The organism is Neorhizobium phenanthreniclasticum (assembly GCF_040066075.1).
Taxonomy (GTDB): Bacteria; Pseudomonadota; Alphaproteobacteria; order Rhizobiales; family Rhizobiaceae; genus Neorhizobium; species Neorhizobium petrolearium.
Genome location: NZ_JBEAAL010000003.1, coordinates 357,957 through 381,580, shown reverse-complemented (window position 1 = coordinate 381,580; position 23,624 = coordinate 357,957). Strand labels below are relative to the sequence as shown.

At 61.2% G+C, this 23,624-nt stretch carries 27 protein-coding genes; 19 read left to right on the top strand and 8 right to left on the bottom strand.

What is annotated here, in order from left to right:
- Positions 1–118 precede the first annotated feature (118 nt).
- Positions 119–634, top strand: coding sequence for a disulfide bond formation protein B (locus tag ABK249_RS07955; RefSeq protein ID WP_227704251.1), 516 nt, complete (start codon positions 119–121; stop codon positions 632–634).
- Between the two features lie 22 nt (positions 635–656).
- Here the strand turns inward: ABK249_RS07955 and ABK249_RS07950 are convergent, their stop codons facing one another.
- Both ABK249_RS07950 and ABK249_RS07945 read right to left on the bottom strand, forming a co-directional pair.
- Positions 657–1,214: an HNH endonuclease gene (locus tag ABK249_RS07950; RefSeq protein ID WP_037157127.1), complete on the bottom strand. Its 558-nt coding sequence runs from the start codon at positions 1,212–1,214 to the stop codon at positions 657–659.
- Positions 1,215–1,316: 102 nt separating this feature from the next.
- Complete coding sequence (locus ABK249_RS07945; RefSeq protein WP_407721639.1) at positions 1,317–1,958, bottom strand: DNA-3-methyladenine glycosylase family protein; 642 nt, start codon at positions 1,956–1,958, stop codon at positions 1,317–1,319.
- A gap of 40 nt (positions 1,959–1,998) precedes the next feature.
- Between ABK249_RS07945 and gluQRS the strand changes: the two genes are divergently transcribed.
- Complete coding sequence (gluQRS, locus tag ABK249_RS07940; protein WP_227704253.1) at positions 1,999–2,895, top strand: tRNA glutamyl-Q(34) synthetase GluQRS; 897 nt, start codon at positions 1,999–2,001, stop codon at positions 2,893–2,895.
- Here gluQRS and ABK249_RS07935 read toward each other — a convergent pair.
- Entirely contained in the window at positions 2,824–3,798 is a 975-nt protein-coding gene (locus ABK249_RS07935) for a YihY/virulence factor BrkB family protein (protein WP_052183099.1), read from the bottom strand. The two genes, gluQRS and ABK249_RS07935, sit on opposite strands and share 72 nt — an antisense overlap.
- Positions 3,799–3,868: 70 nt before the next feature.
- Between ABK249_RS07935 and ABK249_RS07930 the strand changes: the two genes are divergently transcribed.
- The 8 genes from ABK249_RS07930 to ABK249_RS07895 all read left to right on the top strand — a co-directional run bounded on the left by ABK249_RS07930 (position 3,869) and on the right by ABK249_RS07895 (position 9,955).
- Positions 3,869–4,702, top strand: coding sequence for an SDR family oxidoreductase (locus ABK249_RS07930; protein ID WP_037157121.1), 834 nt, complete (start codon positions 3,869–3,871; stop codon positions 4,700–4,702).
- Between the two features lie 17 nt (positions 4,703–4,719).
- The gene (locus ABK249_RS07925) at positions 4,720–4,923 is read left to right on the top strand and encodes a twin transmembrane helix small protein (protein WP_037157119.1); all 204 of its coding nucleotides are present in this window, start codon (positions 4,720–4,722) and stop codon (positions 4,921–4,923) included.
- A gap of 16 nt (positions 4,924–4,939) precedes the next feature.
- Positions 4,940–5,512 (top strand): cob(I)yrinic acid a,c-diamide adenosyltransferase, encoded by a 573-nt coding sequence (locus tag ABK249_RS07920; RefSeq protein ID WP_210053889.1) that lies wholly within the window; start codon positions 4,940–4,942, stop codon positions 5,510–5,512.
- Positions 5,513–5,540: 28 nt separating this feature from the next.
- Positions 5,541–6,287: a rhomboid family intramembrane serine protease gene (locus ABK249_RS07915; RefSeq protein ID WP_037157115.1), complete on the top strand. Its 747-nt coding sequence runs from the start codon at positions 5,541–5,543 to the stop codon at positions 6,285–6,287.
- A 140-nt stretch (positions 6,288–6,427) separates the two neighbouring features.
- A complete protein-coding gene (locus ABK249_RS07910) occupies positions 6,428–7,174 on the top strand; it encodes an electron transfer flavoprotein subunit beta/FixA family protein (protein ID WP_227705224.1) in 747 nt (248 codons plus the stop codon).
- Between the two features lie 23 nt (positions 7,175–7,197).
- On the top strand, positions 7,198–8,127 hold the full coding sequence (locus tag ABK249_RS07905; RefSeq protein ID WP_227704254.1) for an electron transfer flavoprotein subunit alpha/FixB family protein: 930 nt from the start codon (positions 7,198–7,200) through the stop codon (positions 8,125–8,127).
- A gap of 169 nt (positions 8,128–8,296) precedes the next feature.
- Positions 8,297–9,178: a 3-hydroxybutyryl-CoA dehydrogenase gene (locus ABK249_RS07900; protein ID WP_227704255.1), complete on the top strand. Its 882-nt coding sequence runs from the start codon at positions 8,297–8,299 to the stop codon at positions 9,176–9,178.
- Between the two features lie 120 nt (positions 9,179–9,298).
- Positions 9,299–9,955 carry a hypothetical protein gene (locus ABK249_RS07895; protein WP_210053865.1) on the top strand — a complete coding sequence of 219 codons (657 nt, stop codon included), beginning with the start codon at positions 9,299–9,301 and terminating at the stop codon, positions 9,953–9,955.
- A 19-nt stretch (positions 9,956–9,974) separates the two neighbouring features.
- On the opposite strand, the gene tlpA is transcribed toward ABK249_RS07895, so the two are convergent.
- Positions 9,975–10,637, bottom strand: a complete 663-nt coding sequence (gene tlpA, locus ABK249_RS07890; RefSeq protein ID WP_227704256.1) for a thiol:disulfide interchange protein TlpA — start codon at positions 10,635–10,637, stop codon at positions 9,975–9,977.
- Between the two features lie 24 nt (positions 10,638–10,661).
- On the opposite strand from tlpA, the gene argH reads away from it, so the two are divergent.
- The 4 genes from argH to ABK249_RS07870 all read left to right on the top strand — a co-directional run bounded on the left by argH (position 10,662) and on the right by ABK249_RS07870 (position 16,504).
- Positions 10,662–12,065: an argininosuccinate lyase gene (gene argH, locus ABK249_RS07885; RefSeq protein WP_037157105.1), complete on the top strand. Its 1,404-nt coding sequence runs from the start codon at positions 10,662–10,664 to the stop codon at positions 12,063–12,065.
- Between the two features lie 88 nt (positions 12,066–12,153).
- Positions 12,154–12,363, top strand: a complete 210-nt coding sequence (gene lptM / locus ABK249_RS07880; protein ID WP_037157103.1) for an LPS translocon maturation chaperone LptM — start codon at positions 12,154–12,156, stop codon at positions 12,361–12,363.
- Between the two features lie 17 nt (positions 12,364–12,380).
- Positions 12,381–13,649, top strand: a complete 1,269-nt coding sequence (lysA, locus tag ABK249_RS07875; RefSeq protein ID WP_227704258.1) for a diaminopimelate decarboxylase — start codon at positions 12,381–12,383, stop codon at positions 13,647–13,649.
- 134 nt (positions 13,650–13,783) lie between these two features.
- Entirely contained in the window at positions 13,784–16,504 is a 2,721-nt protein-coding gene (locus ABK249_RS07870) for a TIGR02302 family protein (protein ID WP_227704259.1), read from the top strand.
- A gap of 190 nt (positions 16,505–16,694) precedes the next feature.
- On the opposite strand, the gene ABK249_RS07865 is transcribed toward ABK249_RS07870, so the two are convergent.
- The 3 genes from ABK249_RS07865 to ABK249_RS07855 form a co-directional block, all read right to left on the bottom strand.
- Positions 16,695–17,054 carry a response regulator gene (locus tag ABK249_RS07865; RefSeq protein ID WP_037157340.1) on the bottom strand — a complete coding sequence of 120 codons (360 nt, stop codon included), beginning with the start codon at positions 17,052–17,054 and terminating at the stop codon, positions 16,695–16,697.
- A 117-nt stretch (positions 17,055–17,171) separates the two neighbouring features.
- Positions 17,172–17,714, bottom strand: a complete 543-nt coding sequence (hpt, locus tag ABK249_RS07860) for a hypoxanthine phosphoribosyltransferase (RefSeq protein ID WP_037157097.1) — start codon at positions 17,712–17,714, stop codon at positions 17,172–17,174.
- Positions 17,715–17,774: 60 nt separating this feature from the next.
- Positions 17,775–18,431: a hypothetical protein gene (locus tag ABK249_RS07855; protein ID WP_227704260.1), complete on the bottom strand. Its 657-nt coding sequence runs from the start codon at positions 18,429–18,431 to the stop codon at positions 17,775–17,777.
- A gap of 205 nt (positions 18,432–18,636) precedes the next feature.
- Here ABK249_RS07855 and ftsE point away from each other — a divergent pair, with 205 nt between their 5' ends.
- The 4 genes from ftsE (at position 18,637) to ABK249_RS07835 (ending at position 22,026) form a co-directional block, all read left to right on the top strand.
- Complete coding sequence (gene ftsE / locus ABK249_RS07850; protein ID WP_037157095.1) at positions 18,637–19,296, top strand: cell division ATP-binding protein FtsE; 660 nt, start codon at positions 18,637–18,639, stop codon at positions 19,294–19,296.
- Complete coding sequence (locus ABK249_RS07845) at positions 19,289–20,344, top strand: cell division protein FtsX (RefSeq protein WP_407721650.1); 1,056 nt, start codon at positions 19,289–19,291, stop codon at positions 20,342–20,344. The genes ftsE and ABK249_RS07845 overlap by 8 nt, the downstream gene beginning before the upstream one ends.
- A gap of 64 nt (positions 20,345–20,408) precedes the next feature.
- Positions 20,409–21,140, top strand: a complete 732-nt coding sequence (locus ABK249_RS07840; protein ID WP_415926427.1) for a YdcF family protein — start codon at positions 20,409–20,411, stop codon at positions 21,138–21,140.
- 94 nt (positions 21,141–21,234) lie between these two features.
- On the top strand, positions 21,235–22,026 hold the full coding sequence (locus ABK249_RS07835; protein ID WP_348862551.1) for a lysophospholipid acyltransferase family protein: 792 nt from the start codon (positions 21,235–21,237) through the stop codon (positions 22,024–22,026).
- Here ABK249_RS07835 and ABK249_RS07830 read toward each other — a convergent pair.
- Complete coding sequence (locus ABK249_RS07830; RefSeq protein WP_348862549.1) at positions 22,011–22,547, bottom strand: gamma-glutamylcyclotransferase; 537 nt, start codon at positions 22,545–22,547, stop codon at positions 22,011–22,013. The two genes, ABK249_RS07835 and ABK249_RS07830, sit on opposite strands and share 16 nt — an antisense overlap.
- A 66-nt stretch (positions 22,548–22,613) precedes the next feature.
- Here ABK249_RS07830 and ABK249_RS07825 point away from each other — a divergent pair, with 66 nt between their 5' ends.
- Positions 22,614–23,618: a DUF2125 domain-containing protein gene (locus ABK249_RS07825; RefSeq protein WP_348862548.1), complete on the top strand. Its 1,005-nt coding sequence runs from the start codon at positions 22,614–22,616 to the stop codon at positions 23,616–23,618.
- Positions 23,619–23,624 lie beyond the last annotated feature (6 nt).

The window sequence follows — 23,624 nt, the reverse complement described above, 5'->3', positions numbered from 1 at the left end:
TCCTCCGCAAACTCACGAAAAAGTGCCGGAATGGAGACGATGTGTCTCGCCCACAATCATTTACAGCCCTGCTTGATCTGCTCTAAGTGAGCCAGGAATGAAACAGGAGAAGAGCGCAATGGCGCTGACAGCTTCCACCCCTGGCTCCCGCGCCGGTATCGGCTACGCCGTTCTCGTCACGCTCGGCATGGCCGCGACCGTGGGTGGCGCGCTCGCCTTCCAGTATATCGGCGGCTATATTCCCTGTGCCCTCTGCCTGCTGCAGCGCGACCCCTACTATTACGGTATTCCGGTCGGCATTCTCGCCATTGTCGCCGCCGCAATCGGCCTGCCCGCCTGGGTCACCCGTGCGCTGCTCGTCGCCATCGGCGTGATGATGCTCGTCGGCGCCGGCATGGGCGTCTATCACTCGGGCGTCGAATGGGGCTTCTGGGAGGGCCCAGCAAGCTGCGGAGGCGGCGCCGGCGTGACCACCAATGCCGGCAACCTCCTGTCGGATCTCAACGCGGTGCATGGCCCCTCCTGCACGGAAGCGGCGCTCCGCGTTCTGGGCTTGTCCTTTGCGGGGTGGAACGTCATCGCCAGCGTGATGCTGGCAGCCATAGCCTTTATCGGTGCGAAAAAGGCCGCCTGAACAGCCTTCGACGATGCCTGGGTTACGGCTGCAGTTCCGTATCCCAGTAGAGATAGTCCATCCAGCTTTCATGCAGATAGTTCGGCGGGAAGAGCCTGCCGTTGTTGTGCAGGTCCTGCACCGTCGGCTGATAGGGCTTCTGGTGCGGGAACATGCCGGCCTGCTTCGGCAGCTTGCTGCCCTTCCTGAGGTTGCAGGGCGAACAGGCCGCCACGACATTCTCCCAGGTCGTTTCGCCGCCATGGGCGCGCGGGATGACGTGATCGAAAGTCAGGTCATCATGCTCGCCGCAATACTGGCACTCGAACTTGTCGCGCAGGAAGACGTTGAACCGGGTAAAGGCCGGGTTGCGGGTCGGCTGGACGTAAGTCTTGAGGCTGACGACGCTCGGCAGTCTCATCGAGAAACTCGGCGAGCAGACCGACTGTTCGTATTCCGCGATGATGTTCACCCGGTCGAGGAAAACCGCCTTGATCGCGTCCTGCCAGGACCACAGCGACAAGGGATAATAACTCAGCGGCCGGTAGTCAGCGTTCAGCACGAGCGCCGGCAGGGCCTGCGGGGAGACTGCAATCGTCAAGTGACGCTCCTACCCGATTCGGCATCTGTACTTTCTATATTAGGTCTGTTGTTACAGGATTGTGAAGCCCAATAAATGCAGTGAGATAACTCGACCCCGCCTTCACACCAGAGGCGTGACGGTGCGACGCATTTTCGCCGCGTAGTAAGCCCAGAAAAGCCGCGCCGCGACCGATCGCCACGGGCTCCAGATTTCCGCCATGGACGCCAGGCTCTTGGCCAAGGGACGAGCCTCCAGGCCAAAGGCATGCGCGACCGCCGCCTGCAACGCCACGTCACCGGCAGGAAAGATATCCCGATGACCGCTGCAGAACATCAGATAGACTTCCGCCGTCCACGGGCCGATGCCGGGAAGCGCGGTTATCCGCCGGATCGCTTCCGCTGTTTCGAACTTGCCGATGGAATCGAGATCGAAACGCCCTTCCGAAATAGCTGTGGAAAGATTGAGAAGCGCCGCCGCCTTTGCCCGTGAGAGGCCGAATGTCGCAACAACATCCGGGGAAAGCGCTGCATAATCGGCCGCCGTTACGGGCCCCGCCGCAGTGATTCGCCTCCAGATCGCTTCCGCGCTCGCTCTCGATACCATTTGGGATACGATGATCGAGGCAAGGCCTTCGAAACCGGGCCTGCTGAGACGCAGCGGCACCGGACCCGAGGCCTCGACGACCGCCCCAAGCCGCGGGTCGAGACGGACAAGCGCATCGAGGCCTGCCTCGATGTCCGAATGATCGCGAATGGCATTCATCAGTCCGTTCAACCTCTCCCATGGCCGTTTGTCGAAAAGCATGGCAGAAGAAGCCATGCCCGCCATGTCCTTTGATAAACCGGCCTATCGTTTTGCGCCAAGCCCGAACGGGCTGCTTCATCTCGGCCACGCGCTGTCGGCGATCCTCAACCACGACATGGCGAAGAAGACGAACGGGCGCTTCCTGCTGCGCATCGAGGACATCGACCTCGCCCGCTGTACGCCGGAATTCGAGGAGGCCGCCTATCGCGATCTTTCCTGGCTCGGGCTGGACTGGGAAAAACCGGTATGGAGGCAATCGGAGCATTTCGACGACTATCGCGCCGCGCTGGACCGGCTGATGGAAATGGGCCTTGTCTATCCCGCCTTCCTGACCCGCGGAGAGGTGAAGGCCAGGGTCGCGGAGCATGAGGAGAGCGGGAAGAGCTGGCCTCGCGATCCCGACGGGTCGCCGCTCTATCCCGAGGATGACAGGCATCGCAGCGAGACGGAACGGCAGTTACTGATTGCAAAGGGCGTGCGGCACGCTTTCCGGCTCGATATGCACAAGGCGCTCCGGTTGACGGGCGATGCGTTGAAATGGACGGAGACGGGTGACGGCGCACGCGGCGAAATCACTGCGCACCCCACGGCCTGGGGCGACGTGGTGCTTTCCCGCTCCGATGCGCCGTCGAGCTATCATCTTTCGGTAACGGTGGACGATGCGGCCCAGGGCATTACCCATGTGGTGCGCGGGCTGGACCTTTTTGAAGCGACCGCCGTGCATCGGTTATTGCAGGAACTGCTTGAGCTTCCGCAACCCGTCTATCATCACCACAGGCTGATCCTTGGGCCGGACGGCAAGAAACTCTCGAAAAGCGAGGGCTCAACGGGGCTCGCGGCGCTCCGCGACCAGGGGTTCGCTCCCCACGACATCCGCCGCCTCGTCGGTCTTTGAGAGCGCTTCCTCGCGCCGGCGACGCTCATTCCTCAACCGGGAGAATACCGAATAAACCCGGTACTTCATCAGGGCGGCGTTGAGTTCGGCCCCCAGCATGAAAATCACGCCGACCATGTAGAGAAAAATCAGCACGATCATGATCGACGCCAGACCCGCATAGGTCGCGGCGTAATTGGCGAAGGTCGAGAGATAGGCAGCAAAGCCGAGGCCGAAGCCGATCCACAAGGCGATCGTCATCAGCACGCCCGGCAGGATGTCGATGATCCGCCGATGCCCCGCCGGAAGCCATTTATGCGACAGCAGGAGACCGATCATCAAAAGCAGCCCCGTGCCGTAAAGGCCCCAGTTGGCGGCTCTTGCCAGATCGCTGATCAGCCAGGGAAAGCGCGTTTCAGCGAACCGCATTGCAACAGGCACGGCAAGCAGAAGGATACTGATCACGGCAAAGATCACGACCGCGATCACCACATAGCCGAGGCTGGCGAGGCGCGTCACATACCAGGGTCGGGTTTCGGTGACGCGGTAGGCTCGATTGAGTGAAATCCGCAGCGCCTCGACCCCATTCGAAGCGAAATAGGCTGCCGCCAGCACGGATACGGTCAGAAGGCCGCCGCGAGGCATGGTCAGGACGCGCTGGATTTCGGATGCGATAGGTGCCGCGATATCCGCCGGCCAGGTATCGAAAAGCAGATGTATCGCCGTTTCGGAAAAACCGCCGGCCCCGAGGAAACCGGCCAGCGCCGTGCCGAAGATCAGGAACGGAAAGAGAGCCAGCAGGCCCGAGAGTGCCACATGACTCGCCATCGCCCAACCATCGTCGTCGGAAAAGTGGCAATAGGCATCCCAAAGCACCTTGAAGGCGAGTTTGTACCACCTGTAGGGCCGGTTCTCTTCGGACAAGGGCAACTCCGTTGTGACTTGGCGCAAAATATGTGAGGAACCCTTTCCATTGTGCAAGGGATGAGATCAAATGGATGACAGGAGAACGATCATCGTCACCGGCTGTTCCTCCGGCATCGGTGCCCATTGCGCCCGTGCCCTGAAGGCGGATGGCTGGCGGGTTTTCGCGACCGTGCGCAAAGAGAGCGATCTCGCTCCGCTCGAAGCCGACGGCATCGAGGCTCTGCTGATGGACTATACGAAGCCCGAAACGATTGCCGCACTTGTGGAAACCGTGAAGGAGCGCACAGGCGGCCGGATCGACGCCCTCTTCAACAATGGTGCCTATGGCCAGGCGGGCGCCGTGGAGGATTTGTCGACCGACGTGCTGCGCGAACAGTTCGAAACGAATGTCTTCGGCTGGCACGAGCTGACGCGGCGGGTGATCCCGATCATGCGCGCAAAGGGCCACGGCCGCATCGTCAATTGCTCGTCGATCCTCGGCCTGCTGCCCTATCGCTATCGCGGCGCCTATACGGCTTCGAAACATGCGCTCGAAGGGCTCACCATCACGATGCGCATGGAGCTGGAAGGAAGTGGCATCCATGTGAGCCTCATCGAACCGGGGCCGATCGCCTCCCGTTTTACGGCCAACGCGCTCGCCAAGATCAAAGAGAATATCGATCTCGAAGGCTCGGTGCATGCCCAGCAATACAAGCGGCAGCTCAAGCGCCTCGATGGGAGAGGTCCGATCAGCCGCCACAAACTCGGACCCGAAGCGGTTTATGATGTCTTGACGCACGCCTTGACCGCGCCTCGCCCGAGGCCACATTATCTGGTAACGAAGCCCGCCAGGCAGGGCGCCTTCCTGAAAAGAATACTTCCGGCCGACCTCTTCTACAAACTCATGCGCCGGCTCGACTGAACGAAAGCAATCCTAGAATGTCCACTTTCACCACCGTCCTTACCGTGATCGTCATGGGGCTTGTCGTGATCGTCCTGATCCGCGGGCTGTTCAACATGATGAAGGGTACGGATGCGAACAAATCCAACAAGCTGATGCAATTGCGTATCCTCTTGCAGGCAATCGCAATCGTCCTCATCATGCTCACACTGTGGATCACGGGCGGCGGTCGCCCGAGCTGATTCTGATGATGGCGGGATGGTAAAGCTCAACAAGATTTATACGCGCACGGGCGACAAGGGCACGACGTCGCTGGTTTCCGGCCCCCGGCGGGAGAAATACGATCTCCGGGTCGAGGCTTACGGCACTGTCGACGAAACGAATTCGGCTGTCGGTCTGGCCCGGCTCCATACCGCGGGCATGGCCGAGCTCGATGCTATGCTCTTCCGCATCCAGAACGACCTCTTCGATCTCGGCGCCGATCTTGCAGCACCCGATACGGGCGAAGCACTGGACTACGAGCCGCTGCGCATCATCGAAGCCCAGGCAACCCGCCTGGAGACCGAGATCGATGCCCTGAATGCCCACCTCGATCCGCTCACGTCCTTCGTGTTGCCGGGCGGATCCCCTGCTGCTGCCCATCTGCATCTCGCCCGCACGGTCGCGCGTCGGGCCGAAAGGCTGATGGTGGAGCTTTCACGCGGTGAAACCATCGGTGCGGCGGCACTGAAATACATCAACCGGCTTTCCGACTTCCTGTTCGTGGCGGCGCGCTTCGCCAACGATCATGGCAAGGCGGATATCCTTTGGGTTCCGGGAAAAAACCGCTGAAAGAGAAAGCGGGAGGGATTAAAGGCAAATGTTCATCCCGCTGCACGACGCCGTCGAACTGAAATATATCCGCGTCCAGTATGTGACGATCAGCATCATCGCCATCAACGTGCTGGTCTGGCTGTTCACGACCGTCGCCAGCCCGGCAATCGTCGAACACGCCTCGCTGGGCCTCGGCTTCATTCCGGCGGTGATATTCGATTACGCAGTGCTCGACCCGTCGCTCATCATTGTGCCGGACGATGCGACCTTCATCACCTACGCCTTCCTGCATCTGGATTTCTGGCACCTTGCCTCCAACATGCTGTTCCTCTGGGTCTTCGGCGACAATGTCGAGGACGCGCTGGGGCATGTCAGGTTCCTGATCTTCTACCTGGTTTGCGCTGCAGCCGGTGCCGCCCTTCACGGCCTCGTTGTGCCCTCATCAGAGGGCCCGTTGATCGGTGCTTCTGGCGCGATCTCCGGTGTCGTCGCGGCCTATTTCCTGCTTCATCCACGCGTCAGGGTCTGGGTGCTGGTTCTTTTCCGTATCCCGCTGCCGCTGCCCGCCTTCATTCCGCTGGCGCTCTGGATCGTGCAGCAATTCGCCATGCTGGCCCTGGACCTTGATGGCGCCGTTTCCTGGGGCGCACATGTCGGCGGCATCATCGCCGGCGCAGTCCTCGTCCTCTTCATGCGCCGCAAAGGCGTGCCGCTTTTCGACCGCGCCATCGTGACGCCGAAAGCGGTCGAACGGAAGTCGGGCGTGCCGCAGGTAATGGCCGTTCGCGAATAGATGTATGAGAAAACGGCAAGCTTTGACTGCAAATCCGCGTTGCAGTCGCGCGAAAAATGCGTATCCATGTCGCCCACTGACAAATGAGGAAGCGGTGAATGTCGCAATTTGCCGCCGGTGAGAAGTCGAGGAAGGACCCTATGAAGATCCTGGTGCCTGTGAAGCGAGTTGTCGATTACAACGTGAAGATCCGCGTGAAGGCGGACGGCACGGGTGTCGAGCTTCAGAACGTGAAGATGTCGATGAACCCGTTCGACGAGATTTCCGTCGAAGAGGCTCTGCGACTGAAGGAAGCGGGCAAGGCGGAAGAAGTGGTAGTCGTGTCGATCGGCCCGGCCAAGGCGGAAGAGACTTTGCGCACCGCGCTCGCCATGGGCGCCGACCGGGCGATCCTGGTCGAAACCGACGACGTGGTCGAACCGCTCGCCGTCGCCAAGATCCTGAAGGGTGTCGTGGACGCCGAACAGCCGGGCCTGATCATCGTCGGCAAGCAGGCGATCGACGACGATTCCAACCAGACCGGCCAGATGCTGGCGGCCCTCCTCGGTTCGGCGCAAGCGACGTTTGCCTCGAAGATCGAGCTTTCCGAAGGCTCCGCAAAGGTGACCCGCGAAGTCGACGGCGGACTCCAGACGATCGAGGTCAAGCTGCCGGCGGTCATCACCACCGACCTTCGCCTCAACGAACCGCGTTATGCCTCGCTGCCGAACATCATGAAGGCAAAGAAGAAGCCGCTCGACAAGAAGACTCCGGGCGATTTCGGCGTCGATACCGCGCCGCGGCTGAAGGTCCTGAAGACGGAAGAGCCGGGCGGCCGCAAGGCGGGCGTCAAGGTAAAGTCGGTCGAGGAACTGGTCGCCAGCCTCAAGACCGCCGGCGTGCTCTAAGGGGCGGATAGGGAGTAAACATCATGGCCATTCTTCTTCTGGCAGAACACGACAATTCGAGCCTGTCCGACCAGACCGCCAAGGCGCTGAGCGCGGCCTCCAGGATCGGCGGCGACGTGCATGTGCTGGTCGCCGGCTCCGGTGCCAGTGCGGCAGCCGATGCGGCGGCCAAACTTGCCGGCGTTTCCAAGGTCCTGCTCGCCGACAGCGCCGATTACGCCAACAAGCTCGCCGAACCGCTGGCGGCACTGGTCGTCTCGCTGGCTGGTGCCTATGACACGATCATCGCTCCGGCAACCGCCTCGGCCAAGAACATCATGCCGCGCGTCGCAGCGCTGCTCGACGTCTGCCAAGTCTCGGAAATCATCGAAGTGATCTCCGCCGATACGTTCAAACGGCCGATCTACGCCGGCAACGCGATCCAGACGGTGCAGACGACCGACGTCAAGAAGGTCATCACGGTGCGCACCGCCTCTTTCCAGGCGACTGGCGAGGGCGGCTCCGCTCCGGTCGAAACCGTATCGGCAGCGGCGAACCCGGGCGTTTCAAGCTTCGTATCGGATGCGCTCTCGTCGTCGGAGCGTCCGGAACTCACCTCGGCGAAAATCATCATCTCAGGCGGTCGGGCTCTCGGTTCGGCGGAAAAGTTCAAGGAAGTCATCCTTCCCGTGGCCGACAAGCTGGGTGCCGCCGTCGGCGCCTCCCGTGCCGCCGTCGATGCCGGTTATGCCCCGAACGACTGGCAGGTCGGTCAGACCGGCAAGGTGGTCGCTCCCGACCTCTACATCGCAGCCGGCATCTCGGGCGCCATCCAGCATCTCGCCGGCATGAAGGATTCCAAGGTCATCGTCGCCATCAACAAGGACGAGGAAGCACCGATCTTCCAGGTCGCCGACTACGGTATCGTCGGTGACCTTTTCGAGATCCTGCCGCAGCTTGAAAAGGCGCTGTGAGCGATTTGAAGGCCTGTTCATTTCGCAAGCGCGAAAAATGCTGGCAAAACCGCAAATAGCGGAATAACAATCTGCCGGACTGCATCCATGTAGTCCGGCATTTTCATAAGATCGGCGCACGCGAACGTTAGCGTCAGCGCCTCGGGAGCAGAAACCCAGGAACGGAACAATGAGTTCGGCCATGAAGAATATCGGCGTCATCGGAGCGGGCCAGATGGGCTGCGGCATTGCACATGTTTCGGCGCAGGCCGGCTACAAGGTGCAGATGTACGATCTTTCCAAGGACCGGATCGAAGCAGCACTTGCCACCATCAACGGCAATCTCGCCCGGCAGGTAAGCAGCGGAAAACTGAGTGACGAGGAGCGGAAGGCTGCGCTTTCCCTCATTTCCGGCTCCGCCGACCTGAACGACTTAGCCCCCATGGACATGGTAATCGAGGCCGCGACCGAAGATGAAAGCGTCAAGCGCAAGATCTACGCTCAGGTCTGTCCGGTCCTGAAACCGGATGCCCTGCTTGCCACCAACACCTCGTCGCTCTCCATCACGCGGCTCGCCTCCGCCACCGACCGCCCGGAACGGTTCATGGGCATCCATTTTATGAACCCGGTGCCGGTGATGAAGCTTGTGGAACTGGTGCGCGGCATCGCTACCGACGAGCCGACCTTCAGGGCCGCCAAGGACTACGTGGCCTCGCTGGACAAGACCGCGACGGTCGCGGAAGATTTCCCCGCCTTCATCGTCAACCGTATCCTGCTGCCGATGATCAACGAGGCGATCTATACGCTTTACGAGGGCGTTGGCTCGGTGGAAGCCATCGATACGGCGATGAAGCTCGGCGCCAACCATCCGATGGGTCCGCTCCAACTCGCCGACTTCATCGGTCTCGACACCTGCCTGTCGATCATGCAGGTGCTGCACGACGGTCTGGCGGATTCGAAATACCGCCCCTGCCCGCTCCTCGTAAAATATGTCGAGGCCGGCTGGCTCGGTCGCAAATCCGGCCGCGGCTTCTACGACTATCGCGGCGAGACGCCGGTGCCGACGCGCTGAAATGGGCATTGCCGGAGACAACCTGATGCCTCGCCAAATGCAGCCTTAGGATTTACTCGGTAAGTAGACACGCGATACGTGTGATCCCTACATTGTCGTCATCGACTCGGGGGATCATCAATGCACAAATGCTCAATTCTCGTCCTGGCCGCTGCCTTGATCTGCGGCTGCACTTCCGAAAACCCAAGGACCATTGTCAGAAAGGCGGGCTACCTGACGACGGTCCCGCCCAGCACCAATTATGGCCCGGGTAACATCGTCTGGAAACGGGCGAACGCCTACAACGACAAGCAGGACGTATCCCTTGGCTACATCTGCTCGCCGGAATTCGTGAAGTTTCCCGGAAACCCGGAAAAATCCGGTGCCGAGATCACCGACTTCGGCAGCGCGAAAAATTTTTCCTTCAGCGCGGACAATCTCAAGGCGCTGGGGCTCGGCGTCAGCGCCAGCTATGTCAGCAACCTGACGATGAAGTTCAGCAATATCGAATATCAGGAATACGGGTTGGATAAACTCGAGATGATCGAGAACAGTCTTGGACCCGAATGCAGGAATATACTCAGGAAGCAGCGCGAGAAAGCCAATGCCCATATCGTCCGTGCTGTCTTCAAAGCGGACCTCGACTACAAGCTGACCTACAAGGCCGGGGTGGACGCCAATATCAAAGCCGCAATCGTCAGGGAGATCGCAGCCGAATTCGGTATCTCGGTCGAACGGAGCGAAGGCCGGGTTGGCCGCGGCCTCTTCTACGGAGTGGATCTGGCGCCGCTTTACTGAGCGGTGCCCGAAGACAGGATTATTTCGCGGCGGTGATCAGCGCCTTGGCGTCCGGGCTGTCCCAGGCCGCCGGACCGTTCATGGCCGAGATCAGGCAGCCCTTTTTGTCCATGATCAGCGTCACCGGCAGGCCGAAGGCGAGGCCCTCTTTTTTCAAGCTATTGAAGACGCCCATCGAACTGTCGCGATAATAGCCAAGCTGATCGACACCGTATTCGGCGAGGAACGCCTTCGGCTTTTCGTCACCGCCCGTGTCGATATTGACGGCCACCACCTCGAAATCCGCACCGCCCATCTCCTTCTGCAATGCGTTCAGCGCCGGCATTTCTTCGCGGCAGGGACCGCACCAGGTGGCCCAGAGATTGAGAAGCACGGTCTTGCCGGCGAAATCGGCGGTCTTGAGGTCCCTTCCGTCAGGGCCTTTGAAAGCAAGATCGAGCGGTCGGGGCGGCTGTGCAGCGACCATGGCGGCAACCTGGCCCTTGGAGAACTGCGAGACGGACTTCACCTTCTCGATCGCGCCCTCGCAGGCGCCGGATGATCCCGCCAACAGGGCATCCTCACCATTGCCAGACCCCATATTCCTCACGTATACCGCCACGGCGCCGGCAAGAATTCCGAGAACGGCGGCAATCACGATCAACCGGGCGGAAGGAAGGCCGAAAGGTCTTTTGGTCGTCATCAACTACTCCAGGACTTAGGCATCATGACCGAGGGCACGAAGGACGCGGCATCTTCCAACCAGATGTGGGGCGGGCGCTTCGCTTCGGGACCGGACGCGATCATGGAGGAGATAAATGCCTCGATCGGTTTCGACAAGAAGCTCTATGCCCAGGATATCCGCGGCTCTATAGCGCATGCGACCATGCTGGCGGAGAAAGGCATCATTTCCCGCGAAGATAAAGACAAGATCTTGTCCGGCCTGAACACGATCATGTCAGAGATCGAGAGCGGAAAGTTCGAATTCTCCAGAAAGCTCGAAGACATCCACATGAACATCGAGGCGCGGCTGGCCACCTTGATCGGTCCTGCCGCCGGCCGCCTGCATACCGCCCGCTCCCGCAACGACCAGGTGGCGCTCGATTTCCGCCTGTGGGTCAAGGAAGAGCTCGCCAAGACCGAGCGGATGCTGACTGACCTCATCGCCGCCTTTTTGGATCGCGCGGAAGAGCATGCCGAAACGGTCATGCCGGGCTTCACGCATCTGCAGACCGCCCAACCGGTCACCTTCGGCCATCACTGCATGGCCTATGTGGAAATGTTCGGCCGTGACCGCGCCCGCGTGCGCCACGCGATCGACCATCTCGATGAAAGCCCGATCGGCGCCGCGGCGCTTGCCGGCACGCCCTACCCGATCGACCGCCACATGACGGCAAAGGCGCTCGGCTTCCGCGAGCCGACCCGCAACTCGATCGACACCGTCTCCGACCGCGATTTCGCGCTGGAATTCCTGTCCGTCGCAGCGATCTGCGCCGTGCACCTGTCGCGTCTCGCCGAAGAAATCGTCATCTGGTCGACGCCGCAATTCGGCTTCGTGCGCCTCTCGGACGCGTTCTCGACCGGCTCCTCGATCATGCCGCAGAAGAAGAACCCGGATGCGGCCGAACTGGTGCGTGCCAAGACCGGCCGTATCAACGGCTCGCTGGTCGCGTTGCTGACCGTCATGAAAGGCCTGCCGCTCGCCTATTCCAAGGATATGCAGGAAGACAAGGAACAGGTCTTCGACTGCGCCGAGAACCTGGAATTGGCGATCGCCGCGATGACCGGCATGATGCGCGACATGACGATCCGTGCCGACAAGATGCGCGCCGCCGCCGGTGCCGGTTATTCGACAGCGACCGACCTTGCCGACTGGCTGGTGCGTGAAGTCGGCCTGCCCTTCCGCGACGCCCATCATGTGACCGGCCGCGTCGTGGCGCTTGCCGAAGAGAAGGGCTGCGACCTTTCCGAACTGTCGCTGGAAGAACTGCAGTCGATCAATCCTGCGATCACCGACAAGGTCTTCAACGTCCTGTCGGTCGATGCCTCTGTCGCCAGCCGCACCAGCTTCGGCGGCACCGCGCCGGCGGAGGTGAGGAAGCAGATCGCCTGGTGGCGCGCCCGCAACTGAGATCAATTGATGCCGGAATGACACTGCACAAGCGAGTGGAACTTCGCTATGACAGTTCCCTCAAGCCGTGCCGAAGAAGGTCAAGAGAATGTCGAAATCCCTGGTGAATATTGCCCGCATAGCGTTTGTGCTGAGCCTTGCCGGCATCGTCGTCGCGGGCTGCGGCCGCAAGGGCGATCTCGACCGCCCGAGCACGCCGGTGGAACAGCAGAACATCCGCAAGGTCACCAGGCCGGGTGAGCAGAAGAAACCGGAGCCTGTCGCCGACAAGCCCTTCGTGCTCGACCCGCTTCTTTAATTTTTTCGAGTTTTGACGTGAACCATTTTCACTATATCGACGGCGTCCTGCACGCCGAAAACGTGCCGATCCCGGAGATCGCAAGGGCTGTCGGCACGCCTTTTTATGTCTATTCGACCGCGACGCTGGAGCGCCATTACAAGGTCTTCGCCCAGGCTTTTGCCGACGTGGACACCATGATCTGCTATGCGATGAAGGCGAATTCCAACCAGGCGGTGCTGAAGACACTGGGACGTCTTGGCGCAGGTGTTGACGTGGTTTCCGGCGGCGAACTGCGCCGCGCGCTGGCGGCCGGCATTCCGGCGAGCCGTATCATGTTCTCCGGCGTCGGCAAGACGGTGCAGGAAATGGATCTCGCGCTGAAAGCCGGCATCTACTGTTTCAACGTCGAGTCGGAGCCGGAACTGGAAGTGCTCAACCTGCGCGCCCGGAAGATGGGAAAGAAGGCGCATGTCTCCTTCCGCATCAATCCGGACGTCGACGCCCGCACCCACGCGAAGATTTCCACGGGTAAGAAGGAAAACAAGTTCGGCATTTCCTACGAGCGCGCCCGCGACGTCTACGCCCATGCCGCGACCCTGCCCGGTATCGAGGTGACCGGCATCGACATGCATATCGGCAGCCAGATCACCGAGCTTGAGCCATTCGACGATGCCTTCCGGCTGCTGCGTGAACTCGTCGACACGCTGCGGGCCGACGGTCATCGCATCGACCACGTGGATATCGGCGGTGGCCTGGGCATCCCCTACAAGGACGACAACAATCCGCCGCCGTTGCCGGACGCCTATGCAGATACGGTCAAGCGCCAGCTCCGCTCGCTGAACTGCAGGATCGTCACCGAACCCGGCCGCCTGATTGTCGGCAATGCCGGCATTCTGGTGACCGAGGTCATCTATGTGAAAGATAGCGGCGAGAAGAGTTTCGTGATCGTCGACGGCGCGATGAACGACCTGATCCGCCCGACGCTTTACGATGCCTATCACATGATCCGCCCGGTCGTCGTGCCCCCTGCCGATGCCCCCCGCATCAAGGCCGATGTCGTCGGTCCCGTCTGCGAAACCGGCGACTACCTGGCGCTCGACCGCGAGATGGCGGCACCGAAGCCGGGCGACCTGATCGCCGTTGCGTCGGCCGGTGCCTATGGGGCCGTCCAGGCGGGAACCTATAACTCCCGCCTGCTGGTGCCGGAAGTCCTGGTGAAGGGCAGTGAATTCCACGTCGTGCGCCCGCGCCGCACCTATGAAGAGCTTATCGGTCTCGATTCTGTACCCGCATGGCTGGCGTGACGGGTTAACATCCGTTCACTTTTCGGGGAAACACCGGAAAATATGGGTGCGAAACGCCTCCTGCCCTCGTCTTCGCCACAAAGATCGTTATCGTTAAAGCTTGATTTGCGCCGCCACGACTGGAGACGGACCGCATGAGCTTCATCCGCAAAGGTGCCTTCGAATCGCATCCTGTGCTTGCGCGCCGCGTCGCGCTGAAGCGTTCCTTTGCGCGGATCGTCCTGTTTTTCGAGCGGATTTTACCGCTGTTGCTGCCTCCTCTGGGAATAGCAGCGCTCTTCCTGTCGGTCGCCTGGTTCGGGATTTTCCGCATTGCGCCGGATTGGGTACGCTGGGTTCTGCTCGGCGGCTTCTCTCTTGCCTTTCTCTACTCCATCCTTCCCTTCGGCCGGTTGCGCTGGCCGGCCTCGGAAGAGGCCGACCGGCTTCTCGAAGACCGCAACAACCTGCCCCACCAGCCGGTCGGCGTGCAGGAGGATGAGCCGGCCTTCGAGACGCCCTTCTCCAGGGCGCTCTGGAAGGAACACCAGATCCGCATGGCTGAACGCATCGCCGCCCTCGATGCCGGCCTGCCGCAGCCCGATATCGCCAGGCATGACCGCTTCGCCCTGCGCGCCATCCCGGCACTCGTCTTTGCAATCGCGCTCGGTTACTCCTTCTCGAACGGCGGCGGCTCGCCGGCCGATGCGTTCCGCGCGGCTCCGCCTGCACCGAGCGTCAATCCCGACCTGCGCATCGACGCCTGGCTGACGCCGCCTTCCTATACCGGCCGCGCACCGGTGTTCCTGACCGGTCGCGAGGTGAATGCCGCGGTCAACACCGTATCCATCCCCCAGAACTCCGCACTCACCGTGCGCGTCACCGGCGGCGAAGGTGGCGAGGCCGTGATCTTCACACCGGAAGCCGGCGGGGAGGAGGTTACGCTCATCACCGAGGAGGCCAAAAAGATCGCCGAAGCTTCGGCCAGACAGCCGCAGCGGGATGGTGCACAAACAGCAGAGCAGGCTCCGGCCCAACCGCCGCAGCCGCAGATAAACCACCAGATGCCGCCGCGTACCTACGCGCTCAACATCGCCGAGAGCGGCAACCTGACCGTAAATGGCCAGAGCTGGGCTTTCGAAGTCATTCCCGACCGTCCGCCGGAGATCGCCTTCGACGGGCAACCGCGACGCTCCGTCAACGGTGCTCTTGAAATCGGCTTCACCGGGAAAGACGATTATGGAATCCGCGAAGCGCATGCGCTGATCGAGCCGGTTGAACAACAGGATCCGGCTGCAACCCCACTCTATCCTCCGCCGGATTACAGGCTGAACCTGCCACGCCAGAACAGCCGCGAGGTCAAGGGACTGACGAGCCGGAACCTGACCGAGCATCCGCTTGCCGGCAAACGTGTCAGGGTCACGCTCGTCGCCAAGGATGGCGCCAGCCAGACAGGCCGAAGCCCTCCCCATGAAATGGTGCTGCCAGCCCGCGGTTTCTCCGAGCCGCTTGCTGCAGCCGTCGCGGAGGAGCGCCAGGTCTTCGCACTCGACACCCGTCAGATGCCGCGCGCCATCGCGCTAAATGAAGCGCTGGCGATCCGTCCTGACGAGACCATCCCGAATCTCGCCCATTTCCTGCTGATCCGTTCGGCGCAGGAACGCATGAAGCTTTCCCGCACCGAGGAACAGCTCAAAGACACCGCCGATTATCTCTGGGAAATAGCGATCGGCATCGAGGATGGCGATCTGTCGCTCGCCGAACGCCGGCTGCGCGATGCGCAGCGCAATCTTGCCGAAGCACTTGAGAACAAGGCCTCGGATGAGGAGATCGCCCGTCTGATGAAGGAACTGCGCGAAGCCATGCAGCAGTTCATGAACGAGCTTGCCCAGCGGATGCAGAACGCCCCGCAGGCGCCGAACAACATGCAGGCCCAGAACGTCATCCGCCAGCGCGACCTGCAGAACATGATGGACCAGATCGAAAACCTCGCCCGGTCCGGCAATCGCGATGCCGCCCAGCAACTCCTCTCCGAAATGCAGCGGATGATGAACAATCTGCAGGCCGGCCGCATGCAGCGCGGGCAGCAGGGCCAGCAGCAGAACAGCCAGATGCGTCAGCAGATCGACAAACTCGGCGAGATCATGCAGGAACAGCAGCGGCTGATGGACCAGACCTTCAAGCTGGACCAGGCGCTGCGCGACCGTATGCAGCGCGGCAATCCGAACCAGCAGCCCAACGAGCAGGGCCAGCAACAGCAGGGCCAACAGCAAGGCGAGCAGCAGCAGGGCCAACAACAAGGTCAGCAGGGGCAACAGGGCCAGCAGGGTCAGCAGAATACCGACCAGATGACGGCCGAACAGCTTCGCGAGGCGCTGAAGAACCTCCGGGCGCAACAGGATAGCCTCGGCAAAAAGCTGGAAGAGTTGCAGAAGGGCCTGAAGGACCTCGGCATGCAGCCTGGCGAAGGCTTTGGCGAAGCACAGCGCGAAATGGGCAATGCCGGCCGCGCGCTTGGCGAAGGCCAGGGCGAGCAGGCAGTCCAGGGTCAGGGCAACGCGCTCAGTGCGCTGCGTCAGGGCGCCCAGAACATGATGCAGCAGATGATGCAGGCCATGCAGCAGGGCCAGGGGCAAGGTCAGGACCGTGGCCCGGGTGAGAGCATGTCGTCGCAAGGCGGCCAGAACGGCCGCGACCCGCTTGGCCGGCCCCGTGCCACGTCAGGCCCGGATTTCGGCGATCAGGTGAAGGTGCCGGACGAGATCGACGTGCAGCGCGCCCGCGAGATCCTTGAAGCGATCCGCGAAAGACTCGGCAACGCGCTCTCCGGCGAGGCCGAACGGCAATACCTGGAGCGGCTGCTGGATATAAGATAGCGGAGAAGATTATCTCCTCACCGACAAAATCCACGGCTTAGCTTCGCCAAGATCATGATTTGTGAACGCGGCAGCCTACCTCTCCTCTTGCAGGAGAGGTAGCAAACTCAAAACTTTGGCTGAAAGCCAGGTGTCAGAAATGCAAGGTGAGGGGGCGAGCAGATCTCGACTGCGTCACCTCTTGCCGCCCTCAGGCCGCCAGGGCCGCGGCGACGGCCTTGCGGATGTCCGGAAGGGCGAACGGCTTTTGCACCACGTCGACGATCTTGGCAGTAAGGTCATCGGCGCGCTCGCGCTGTTCGGCATACCCGGTCATCAGCAGGATTTTGAGGCCCGGGAACCTGACGGAAGCCTGATGCGCCAGCTCGATTCCGTCCATGACCGGCATGCGGATATCGGAAAGCAGCAAATCGAAAGGGCCCTGGCTCAGCTTTTCGAGACCCTCGGCGCCGTCACCTGCTTCATGTGTCTCATGACCGTCGAGACGAAGCGCCCGCGCGACGAAGCTGCGGAGCGTATCCTCGTCCTCGGTAATCAGGATCTTTGCCATAGCGATCATCGCTCCCTGTCGTGTTTCATATCGGGAGCAACTCACCAGAGTTTTCTTGTCGAGGAGTAAATATTGGCCTTTACTGGGCTGGGATGGTTAACACCTTGCCACCAGGTTTCACGCATCGCCGGTGACGACACCGACAAAAGGCAATTCACGGAAGGCATAGGCAACATCCATGCCGTAACCAACCACGAAATAATCCGGACATTCGAAGCCTACATAATCCGCCTCCAGCGCCTCCTTGCGCTTCACGCGCTTGTCGAGCAGCACGGCGATTGAGACGTGGCGGGCGCCACGCTCGTAGAGCATCTCCTTGGCGAAAAGCAATGTGCGGCCGGATTCAAGGATATCGTCGATCAGCAGCACGTCGCGATCTTTCACGTCGCTGTCGATGTCCTTCACGATGCGCACGCCCTGCGAAACCGTGCCGGCGCCGTAGCTCGACAGGGTGATAAACTCCACCTCAGGCGCAAGGCCGACATCATGCAGCGCCCGCAGAAGATCGGCAGCGAAAATGAACGAGCCCTTGAGGATGGCGATGACAAGTAGATCTTTGGTCGGGCCGACAGCGATTTCGGCAGCCATGGCCCGGTTGCGTTCGGCGATCTGTTCGGCGGTATAAAGCGGCTCAATGGTCTTGCCGCGCACGACGGGCATGAGGTTCTCCGTGTCCGTTAAAGCGCTGCGATAGCACAAACGGCCGGAAAATAAAAAGGCTTACGCACCCCGTTCGGCAAGCGAAAGCCGGAGGTCCGGCAGTTTTCCACCAGGATGCGGTACGCGCGCCGAAAAGCCCCGGCTCTGACCGCCCGCGATGGCGGAGGCAGGGGGCGAGATCAATGTGCTCGCCACCAGCTCTTCGCCGGACATCAGATCAGCGCGGATCGACGGCATGACGCGACTGCCGCCACTGCGGTTCTCAACAATTCCGTTGATCAGCAGCACGCGCATGCCGTTGGCGTCCTGTGGTGTCATGGTGACATGCGTGATGTCGAATGCCAGGCCCGCCGGAGCCGCGTCCGATCCGTTTAAAAGGAAAGAGAAGCCGCCTGCGAGGCTGAAAACCGTGACGAAGACGACCGCAACGACAGCCGAGAAGAAATCGGCGGATAGGCGCGACAAGGCACGTTCGCCCGCCGCGACCATCCGCTGCAGGAGTGGTTCGGCATCGACAGCAGATCCTGGGTCGTTACGATTGTCGTTATGCGAGCGCGGCTTTGAAGCGCGACGGGAAACATCACGAACCGTGACGAACTGAGCGTCGATGACCTCCCCGCGACGTTGCATTACCCGTCCTGCCCGGCCGGGATGATCCGGCGGAAGGATGTCCATTCGGATGACCGTCTTGCCCTGCTGGCTGTGGAACGTGCTCATGGGGCCTCTTCGGCCCGTTTTCCCCGATGTTCGGGGTTGCGGGCATTGAAACGAATCCCGCTCAGTCGTAAATTTAAATGGTTAATGCTTCGCAAACGCGACCCGAAATTAGCCTTTTTTACGCGCGTGATTTACCGTCCGTTTACCCGGGTCGTTAAGAGATAACGAGCACCAGAAATCTGAAGGCGAGAGACTGGGTCACCCATTGATTCATTTCGAAAATGTCGGCCTGCGCTACGGGATGGGTCCGGAAATTCTCCGGGACATGACCTTTGACATCCCCAAGCGGTCGTTCCAGTTCCTGACGGGGCCGTCCGGCGCGGGCAAGACCACGCTTCTGCGTCTGCTCTTCATGTCGCTGCACCCGACCCGCGGCATCATCCATATGTTCGGCCGGGACCTGTCTCAGATCCCGCGTGCCGAACTCCCCATGTTGCGCCGGCGTGTCGGCATCGTCTTCCAGGATTTCCGTCTGCTCGACCATCTTACGACCTATGAAAACGTGGCGCTGCCGCTGCGCGTCCGCGGCAAGGAGGAAAATTCCTATCGCAACGATGTGATCGAACTCCTGAAATGGGTAGGGCTTGGTGAGCGTATCAATGTGCTGCCGCCGGTGCTTTCCGGCGGAGAGAAACAGCGCGCCGCAATCGCCCGGGCGCTGATGGACCGGCCGGAAATCCTGCTCGCCGACGAGCCGACGGGCAATGTCGATCCACCGATGGCGCGGCGGCTCCTCAGTCTCTTCCTGGAACTCAACCGGCTCGGCACCGCGGTGGTGATCGCCACCCACGATCTAGGCCTGATGGATCAGGTGGATGCGCGGCGGATGATCCTGACGGAAGGGCGGCTCGACATCTATGAATGAGCTTGGCCAGAAAATCCTGAAGGCGGCGAAGGCGACCGGGGCCGGCAGGCAGCCGGAACCGGCGCCGCCAACCCAACAACAGCCACGCCGGGCGGAAATGCGGGTGAGACCCACCGCTCCGATCCTGCCGCCCTCCAATATCCAGGGCAATGCGCTGATGGTGGTGATCGCCATCATGGCGTTCCTCGCCTGTCTGACATTTGGCGCTGTCACCATGGTCAGGGCGACCGCCGCAGGCTGGCAGAGCCAGATCTCCCGTGAGATCACCATCCAGATCAAGCCCGAAGAAGGGCTCGACATGGACGCGGCGCTGAAGAAGGCCCGCGAGCTGGCGCTCACCTTCGTCGGCACCCGCGAAGGCACGATCATGGACGAGGATGCGACCGCCCGGCTGCTGGAACCCTGGCTTGGCACCGGATTGAACCTCGACGAACTGCCGGTGCCGCGCCTTGTCATCATCACCATCGACGAACAAAATCCGCCGGATTTCGCGGCCATGCGCGACCTCCTGAAGACGGAGATACCGCAAGCCTTTCTGGATGATCACCGCACCTGGGTGGACCGCCTGGTCTCCATGGCCCAGACGACGGTACTGATCGGAACCGGGGTCCTGATACTGGTTTTCACGGCAATGATCCTCACGGTCGTCTTCGCAACGCGGGGAGCGTTGTCCGGCAACCGCCATATCGTCGAGGTATTGCATTTCGTCGGTGCGGAGAGTTCCTTCGTGGCAGGCGAATTTCAGAAGCATTTCCTCAAGATCAGCATCAAGGGCTCGGCCGCCGGAGGCGTGCTGGCGGCGGCCTTGTTCGCCGCTGCCAACATGTGGCAGGCCAATTCGCTGGCGACACCGGAAAGCGATCAGGCAACCGCTCTCTTCGGCTCCTTCACAATCGGCATCACCGGTTATCTCGGCATTTTCGCCACGATGATCGTGATTGCGTTGCTGACAACGCTGACGGCCCGGTTCACCGTGATGCGAACGATCGACGAAATCGACCTCATACGGTCCGATCCGGCGCGTTCCGATGGAGCGCCATCTTCTTGAACCGGGCTTCTTCCCCTTATAGGTTGGCCCTGTTCTCGCCACGAATCTCCGGCTATGCACGATCATGACACCGGCTCAGATGACACCCGACAATGGAGCAGACGGCAAGCCGAACCGTCCGCCCGCCGGCTTGTTTTCACGCAAGGGCCGGCTGCGCTGGGTTGCACGCCGCGTCATCATGGCGGGCGTTTTGTTCGTAGCCGTGCTGTTCGGCGGTTTCCTGTGGTTTGCGAATTCCGTCACATCGCTCAAGGCACCGGATGGCGTGAGGGCAGACGCGATCGTCGTGTTGACCGGCGGCTACCTGCGCATCGAGCAGGCGCTCGGTCTCCTGAGGGATGGTGCCGGCCAGCGGCTTCTGATTTCCGGCGCCCATCCCTCCACGACACCGAACCAGATCCGCAAGGTAACCCAGGCCTCGCTGGACCTCTTCGCCTGCTGCGTCGACATCGGCTATGACGCGATCGACACGATCGGCAATGCCAATGAGATCAACCGCTGGATCCACGACCACGGCTACAGGTCCGTGCTGGTCGTGACCAACAACTACCACATGCTGCGCAGCCTGCACGAGTTGCGCCGCGCCGATCCGGTGACCGAATTCATCCCCTATCCGGTGGTCAATTCCGACCTCACCCGCAAGGCATGGTTCGCCGAACCGGATGTGTTGCGCACCATGCTCGCAGAATATGGCAAGGTCGTTCTGGCGACCGTGCGCGATTGGATCGGCATCGAGCGGGGCACCGGGCTGCGCACGGAAGCGGCCACCAAGACGGCGGCCAAGCCGGAGCCCTGACAGTCAGTCGCGTCCATGGAGCCGCCGACACAAGGCGCTTTTTTCGAAAGCCGATCTCGTGTAGGCAACGGCTGTCCAAAAGGAACTTCCATTCATGCTTCTGATACGCTCGGTTCTTTTCAACACGGCTTTTTATACGAATCTCATTATTCGCATGATCGTGCTGAGTCCGATCTATTTTCTGATGCCGCGCAAGGCCGCCTATCGGATTCCGAAAGCCTGGGCCGCTTCCTGCAATTGGCTGATGGCGAAGATCGTAGGAGCCACGTTCGAGATCGAGGGTTTGGAGAACGTACCGGAGGGCGGTTGCATCTTCGCGCCGAAGCATCAGTCCGCATGGGATACGGTAGCCCTCCTGCCCTATCAAAGGGACCCGGTCTACATTCTGAAGCGAGAGCTCATGTGGATTCCGCTGTTCGGCTGGTACGCGATGAAGCAGCGCATGATTCCGGTCAATCGCGGCGCCCGCGGCAAGATCATGATCGACGTGATGAAGCGCACCCGGGAGGAAATGGCAAACGGCCGCCAGCTCATCATCTACCCCGAAGGCACACGTCGCCCTCCGGGGGCCGAACCCCAATACCGATACGGCATCGCCCGCATCTATCGCGACGTGCAAGTCCCCGTGGTGCCGGTCGTCGCCCATTGGGGCCTGTTCTGGGGCCGCCGCAAGCTGATCAAGCATCCCGGCCATTTCAAGGTGCGCATATTGCCGCCGATCGCGCCCGGCATGGATCCGGATGCCTTCTACGCCCATCTCGTCGAGACGATGGAGCGCGAGAGCGACAAGCTGCTGATCGAGACTGTCGAAGACAATCCGCATCTGCCGCTGCCGCCCACGGCAGTAAGGCGCCTGGCAGAGCTGAAAGCTCAGACCGCGGCTTGAAGGCGTGCCGCCACGGAAGCTCCCACGCCTTCCAGCCAATGATCGCGGATGCGCATCTCCTTCAGATGCGCGAGCGTGTTGAAGACGTAGGCATCGTTGGGTCCAGACTGGCCAACGGACGTACACACGATTTCGGCTGCCTCCTCGACGCCGAGCGCGCCGGCATATTGCACATGCTGACGATCGACCACATAGCCGACCGCCCTCGCCTGCCGCCCATCGCCGAGCAACACGGGCAGCATCTTTTCCCTGTAAACATTGGTAACAAGCTCGCGGCGTCGCAGGTAATCGAGGACATCCTCACGATCTTCCCGGCTTATCCGGAAAGCGACGCCGCGGCAGGAGCCGCCACGATCAAGACCGAGCACCAGACCCGGCTTTTCCGGCGTACCGCGATGCACATACGACCATACACAGAGGGAACGGCGAAAGCCGAAGGCACGTGCGGTCAGTCTTTCCTCAAACGCAAAACCCGGATTCCACATCAGGGACCCGTAGCCAAACACCCAAAATTCGTCCATATCGCGCGCAACACCAATTCAATCAAACAGACTGGCCTTTCGTTTTCAGCACCATTGGAGAACATCATGGCAGCGTCAAGCCGAACTGGCGTCAGCGGAAAATTATGGCTACTCGCCTGCGGCGTTGTGCTGGTGATCGCGCTCTACACCGCCGGCTGGTTCTATGCCGCATCGACCCTGAGGGAACGGACCCTGACGCTGCTCGGCAGCCAGGAGAGGAACGGCGTTTCCGCCGAATGCAGCGATGCGGAATATCGCGGCTATCCTTTCCGGATCGGCCTGTTCTGCTCGAAGGTCGCGATCGATGATCGGGTAAACGGGATCTCTGCCACCTTCGGCGCCCTGCGCTCCGCCGCTCAGGTCTACAATCCCGGCCATATCGTCTGGGAACTCGATTCGCCAGTGGAAGCCCGTACCGGCCACGGCCTTACGGTTTCGACCACCTGGGAGAACTTCCAGTCGAGCCTGATCACCAGGCTTCGGGGCGTAGAGCGAACCTCGACGGTGATCGAGAATGCCAAGACCAGTGTCGTCTCATCTTCAACCGGCCAGGCTTTCGATATCAGCGCCAGCCATACCGAAATCCATCTGCGCCAGAACGGCAGCGATCTCGATGCGGCCATGACGCTCGAAGGCACGGATCTGATGATGAAGGACATGCCGCAGCTTCTTCCCCGGCTGACGGCCAATGTCGATCTGACCCTCAATGGTCGCGCCGGCATGATCGACGGCAGCGATCCGAACGGACTGGTTCTTTACGGCACGCAAGGTGAGATGCGCAGCCTGTCTGCCGATCTCGGCCAAGGCCGGCTGATTACCGTTTCCGGACCCTTTTCCTTCGACGAACAAGGCTATCTCTCCGGCAAGCTGAGGCTCAGGATCGAGCAGATCGATGCCTGGCGAAACAGTCTCGGAGAGGCCTTCCCGGAGATCGCCTCAACGCTCGAAACCGTCTCCAGGATGCTGTCGGCGCTAGGCGGCGGCAGGAACGCTTCGCTCGACCTCACCATCACCCGCGGCAAGGTCTTTGCTGGCGGCTTCATCCCGATCGGCGAAATCCCGCCGATCTAACCCGGA

Coding starts and splice junctions, on each gene's coding strand:
- ABK249_RS07955 (WP_227704251.1), top strand. CDS start 119: ATGGCGCTGACAGCTTCCACCCCTGGCTCCCGCGCCGGTATCGGCTAC.
- ABK249_RS07945 (WP_407721639.1), bottom strand. CDS start 1,958: ATGAATGCCATTCGCGATCATTCGGACATCGAGGCAGGCCTCGATGCG.
- gluQRS (WP_227704253.1), top strand. CDS start 1,999: ATGGCAGAAGAAGCCATGCCCGCCATGTCCTTTGATAAACCGGCCTAT.
- ABK249_RS07930 (WP_037157121.1), top strand. CDS start 3,869: ATGGATGACAGGAGAACGATCATCGTCACCGGCTGTTCCTCCGGCATC.
- ABK249_RS07925 (WP_037157119.1), top strand. CDS start 4,720: ATGTCCACTTTCACCACCGTCCTTACCGTGATCGTCATGGGGCTTGTC.
- ABK249_RS07920 (WP_210053889.1), top strand. CDS start 4,940: ATGGTAAAGCTCAACAAGATTTATACGCGCACGGGCGACAAGGGCACG.
- ABK249_RS07915 (WP_037157115.1), top strand. CDS start 5,541: ATGTTCATCCCGCTGCACGACGCCGTCGAACTGAAATATATCCGCGTC.
- ABK249_RS07910 (WP_227705224.1), top strand. CDS start 6,428: ATGAAGATCCTGGTGCCTGTGAAGCGAGTTGTCGATTACAACGTGAAG.
- ABK249_RS07905 (WP_227704254.1), top strand. CDS start 7,198: ATGGCCATTCTTCTTCTGGCAGAACACGACAATTCGAGCCTGTCCGAC.
- ABK249_RS07900 (WP_227704255.1), top strand. CDS start 8,297: ATGAGTTCGGCCATGAAGAATATCGGCGTCATCGGAGCGGGCCAGATG.
- ABK249_RS07895 (WP_210053865.1), top strand. CDS start 9,299: ATGCACAAATGCTCAATTCTCGTCCTGGCCGCTGCCTTGATCTGCGGC.
- tlpA (WP_227704256.1), bottom strand. CDS start 10,637: ATGACGACCAAAAGACCTTTCGGCCTTCCTTCCGCCCGGTTGATCGTG.
- argH (WP_037157105.1), top strand. CDS start 10,662: ATGACCGAGGGCACGAAGGACGCGGCATCTTCCAACCAGATGTGGGGC.
- lptM (WP_037157103.1), top strand. CDS start 12,154: ATGTCGAAATCCCTGGTGAATATTGCCCGCATAGCGTTTGTGCTGAGC.
- ABK249_RS07870 (WP_227704259.1), top strand. CDS start 13,784: ATGAGCTTCATCCGCAAAGGTGCCTTCGAATCGCATCCTGTGCTTGCG.
- ABK249_RS07865 (WP_037157340.1), bottom strand. CDS start 17,054: ATGGCAAAGATCCTGATTACCGAGGACGAGGATACGCTCCGCAGCTTC.
- hpt (WP_037157097.1), bottom strand. CDS start 17,714: ATGCCCGTCGTGCGCGGCAAGACCATTGAGCCGCTTTATACCGCCGAA.
- ABK249_RS07855 (WP_227704260.1), bottom strand. CDS start 18,431: ATGAGCACGTTCCACAGCCAGCAGGGCAAGACGGTCATCCGAATGGAC.
- ABK249_RS07845 (WP_407721650.1), top strand. CDS start 19,289: ATGAATGAGCTTGGCCAGAAAATCCTGAAGGCGGCGAAGGCGACCGGG.
- ABK249_RS07840 (WP_415926427.1), top strand. CDS start 20,409: ATGACACCGGCTCAGATGACACCCGACAATGGAGCAGACGGCAAGCCG.
- ABK249_RS07835 (WP_348862551.1), top strand. CDS start 21,235: ATGCTTCTGATACGCTCGGTTCTTTTCAACACGGCTTTTTATACGAAT.
- ABK249_RS07830 (WP_348862549.1), bottom strand. CDS start 22,547: ATGGACGAATTTTGGGTGTTTGGCTACGGGTCCCTGATGTGGAATCCG.
- ABK249_RS07825 (WP_348862548.1), top strand. CDS start 22,614: ATGGCAGCGTCAAGCCGAACTGGCGTCAGCGGAAAATTATGGCTACTC.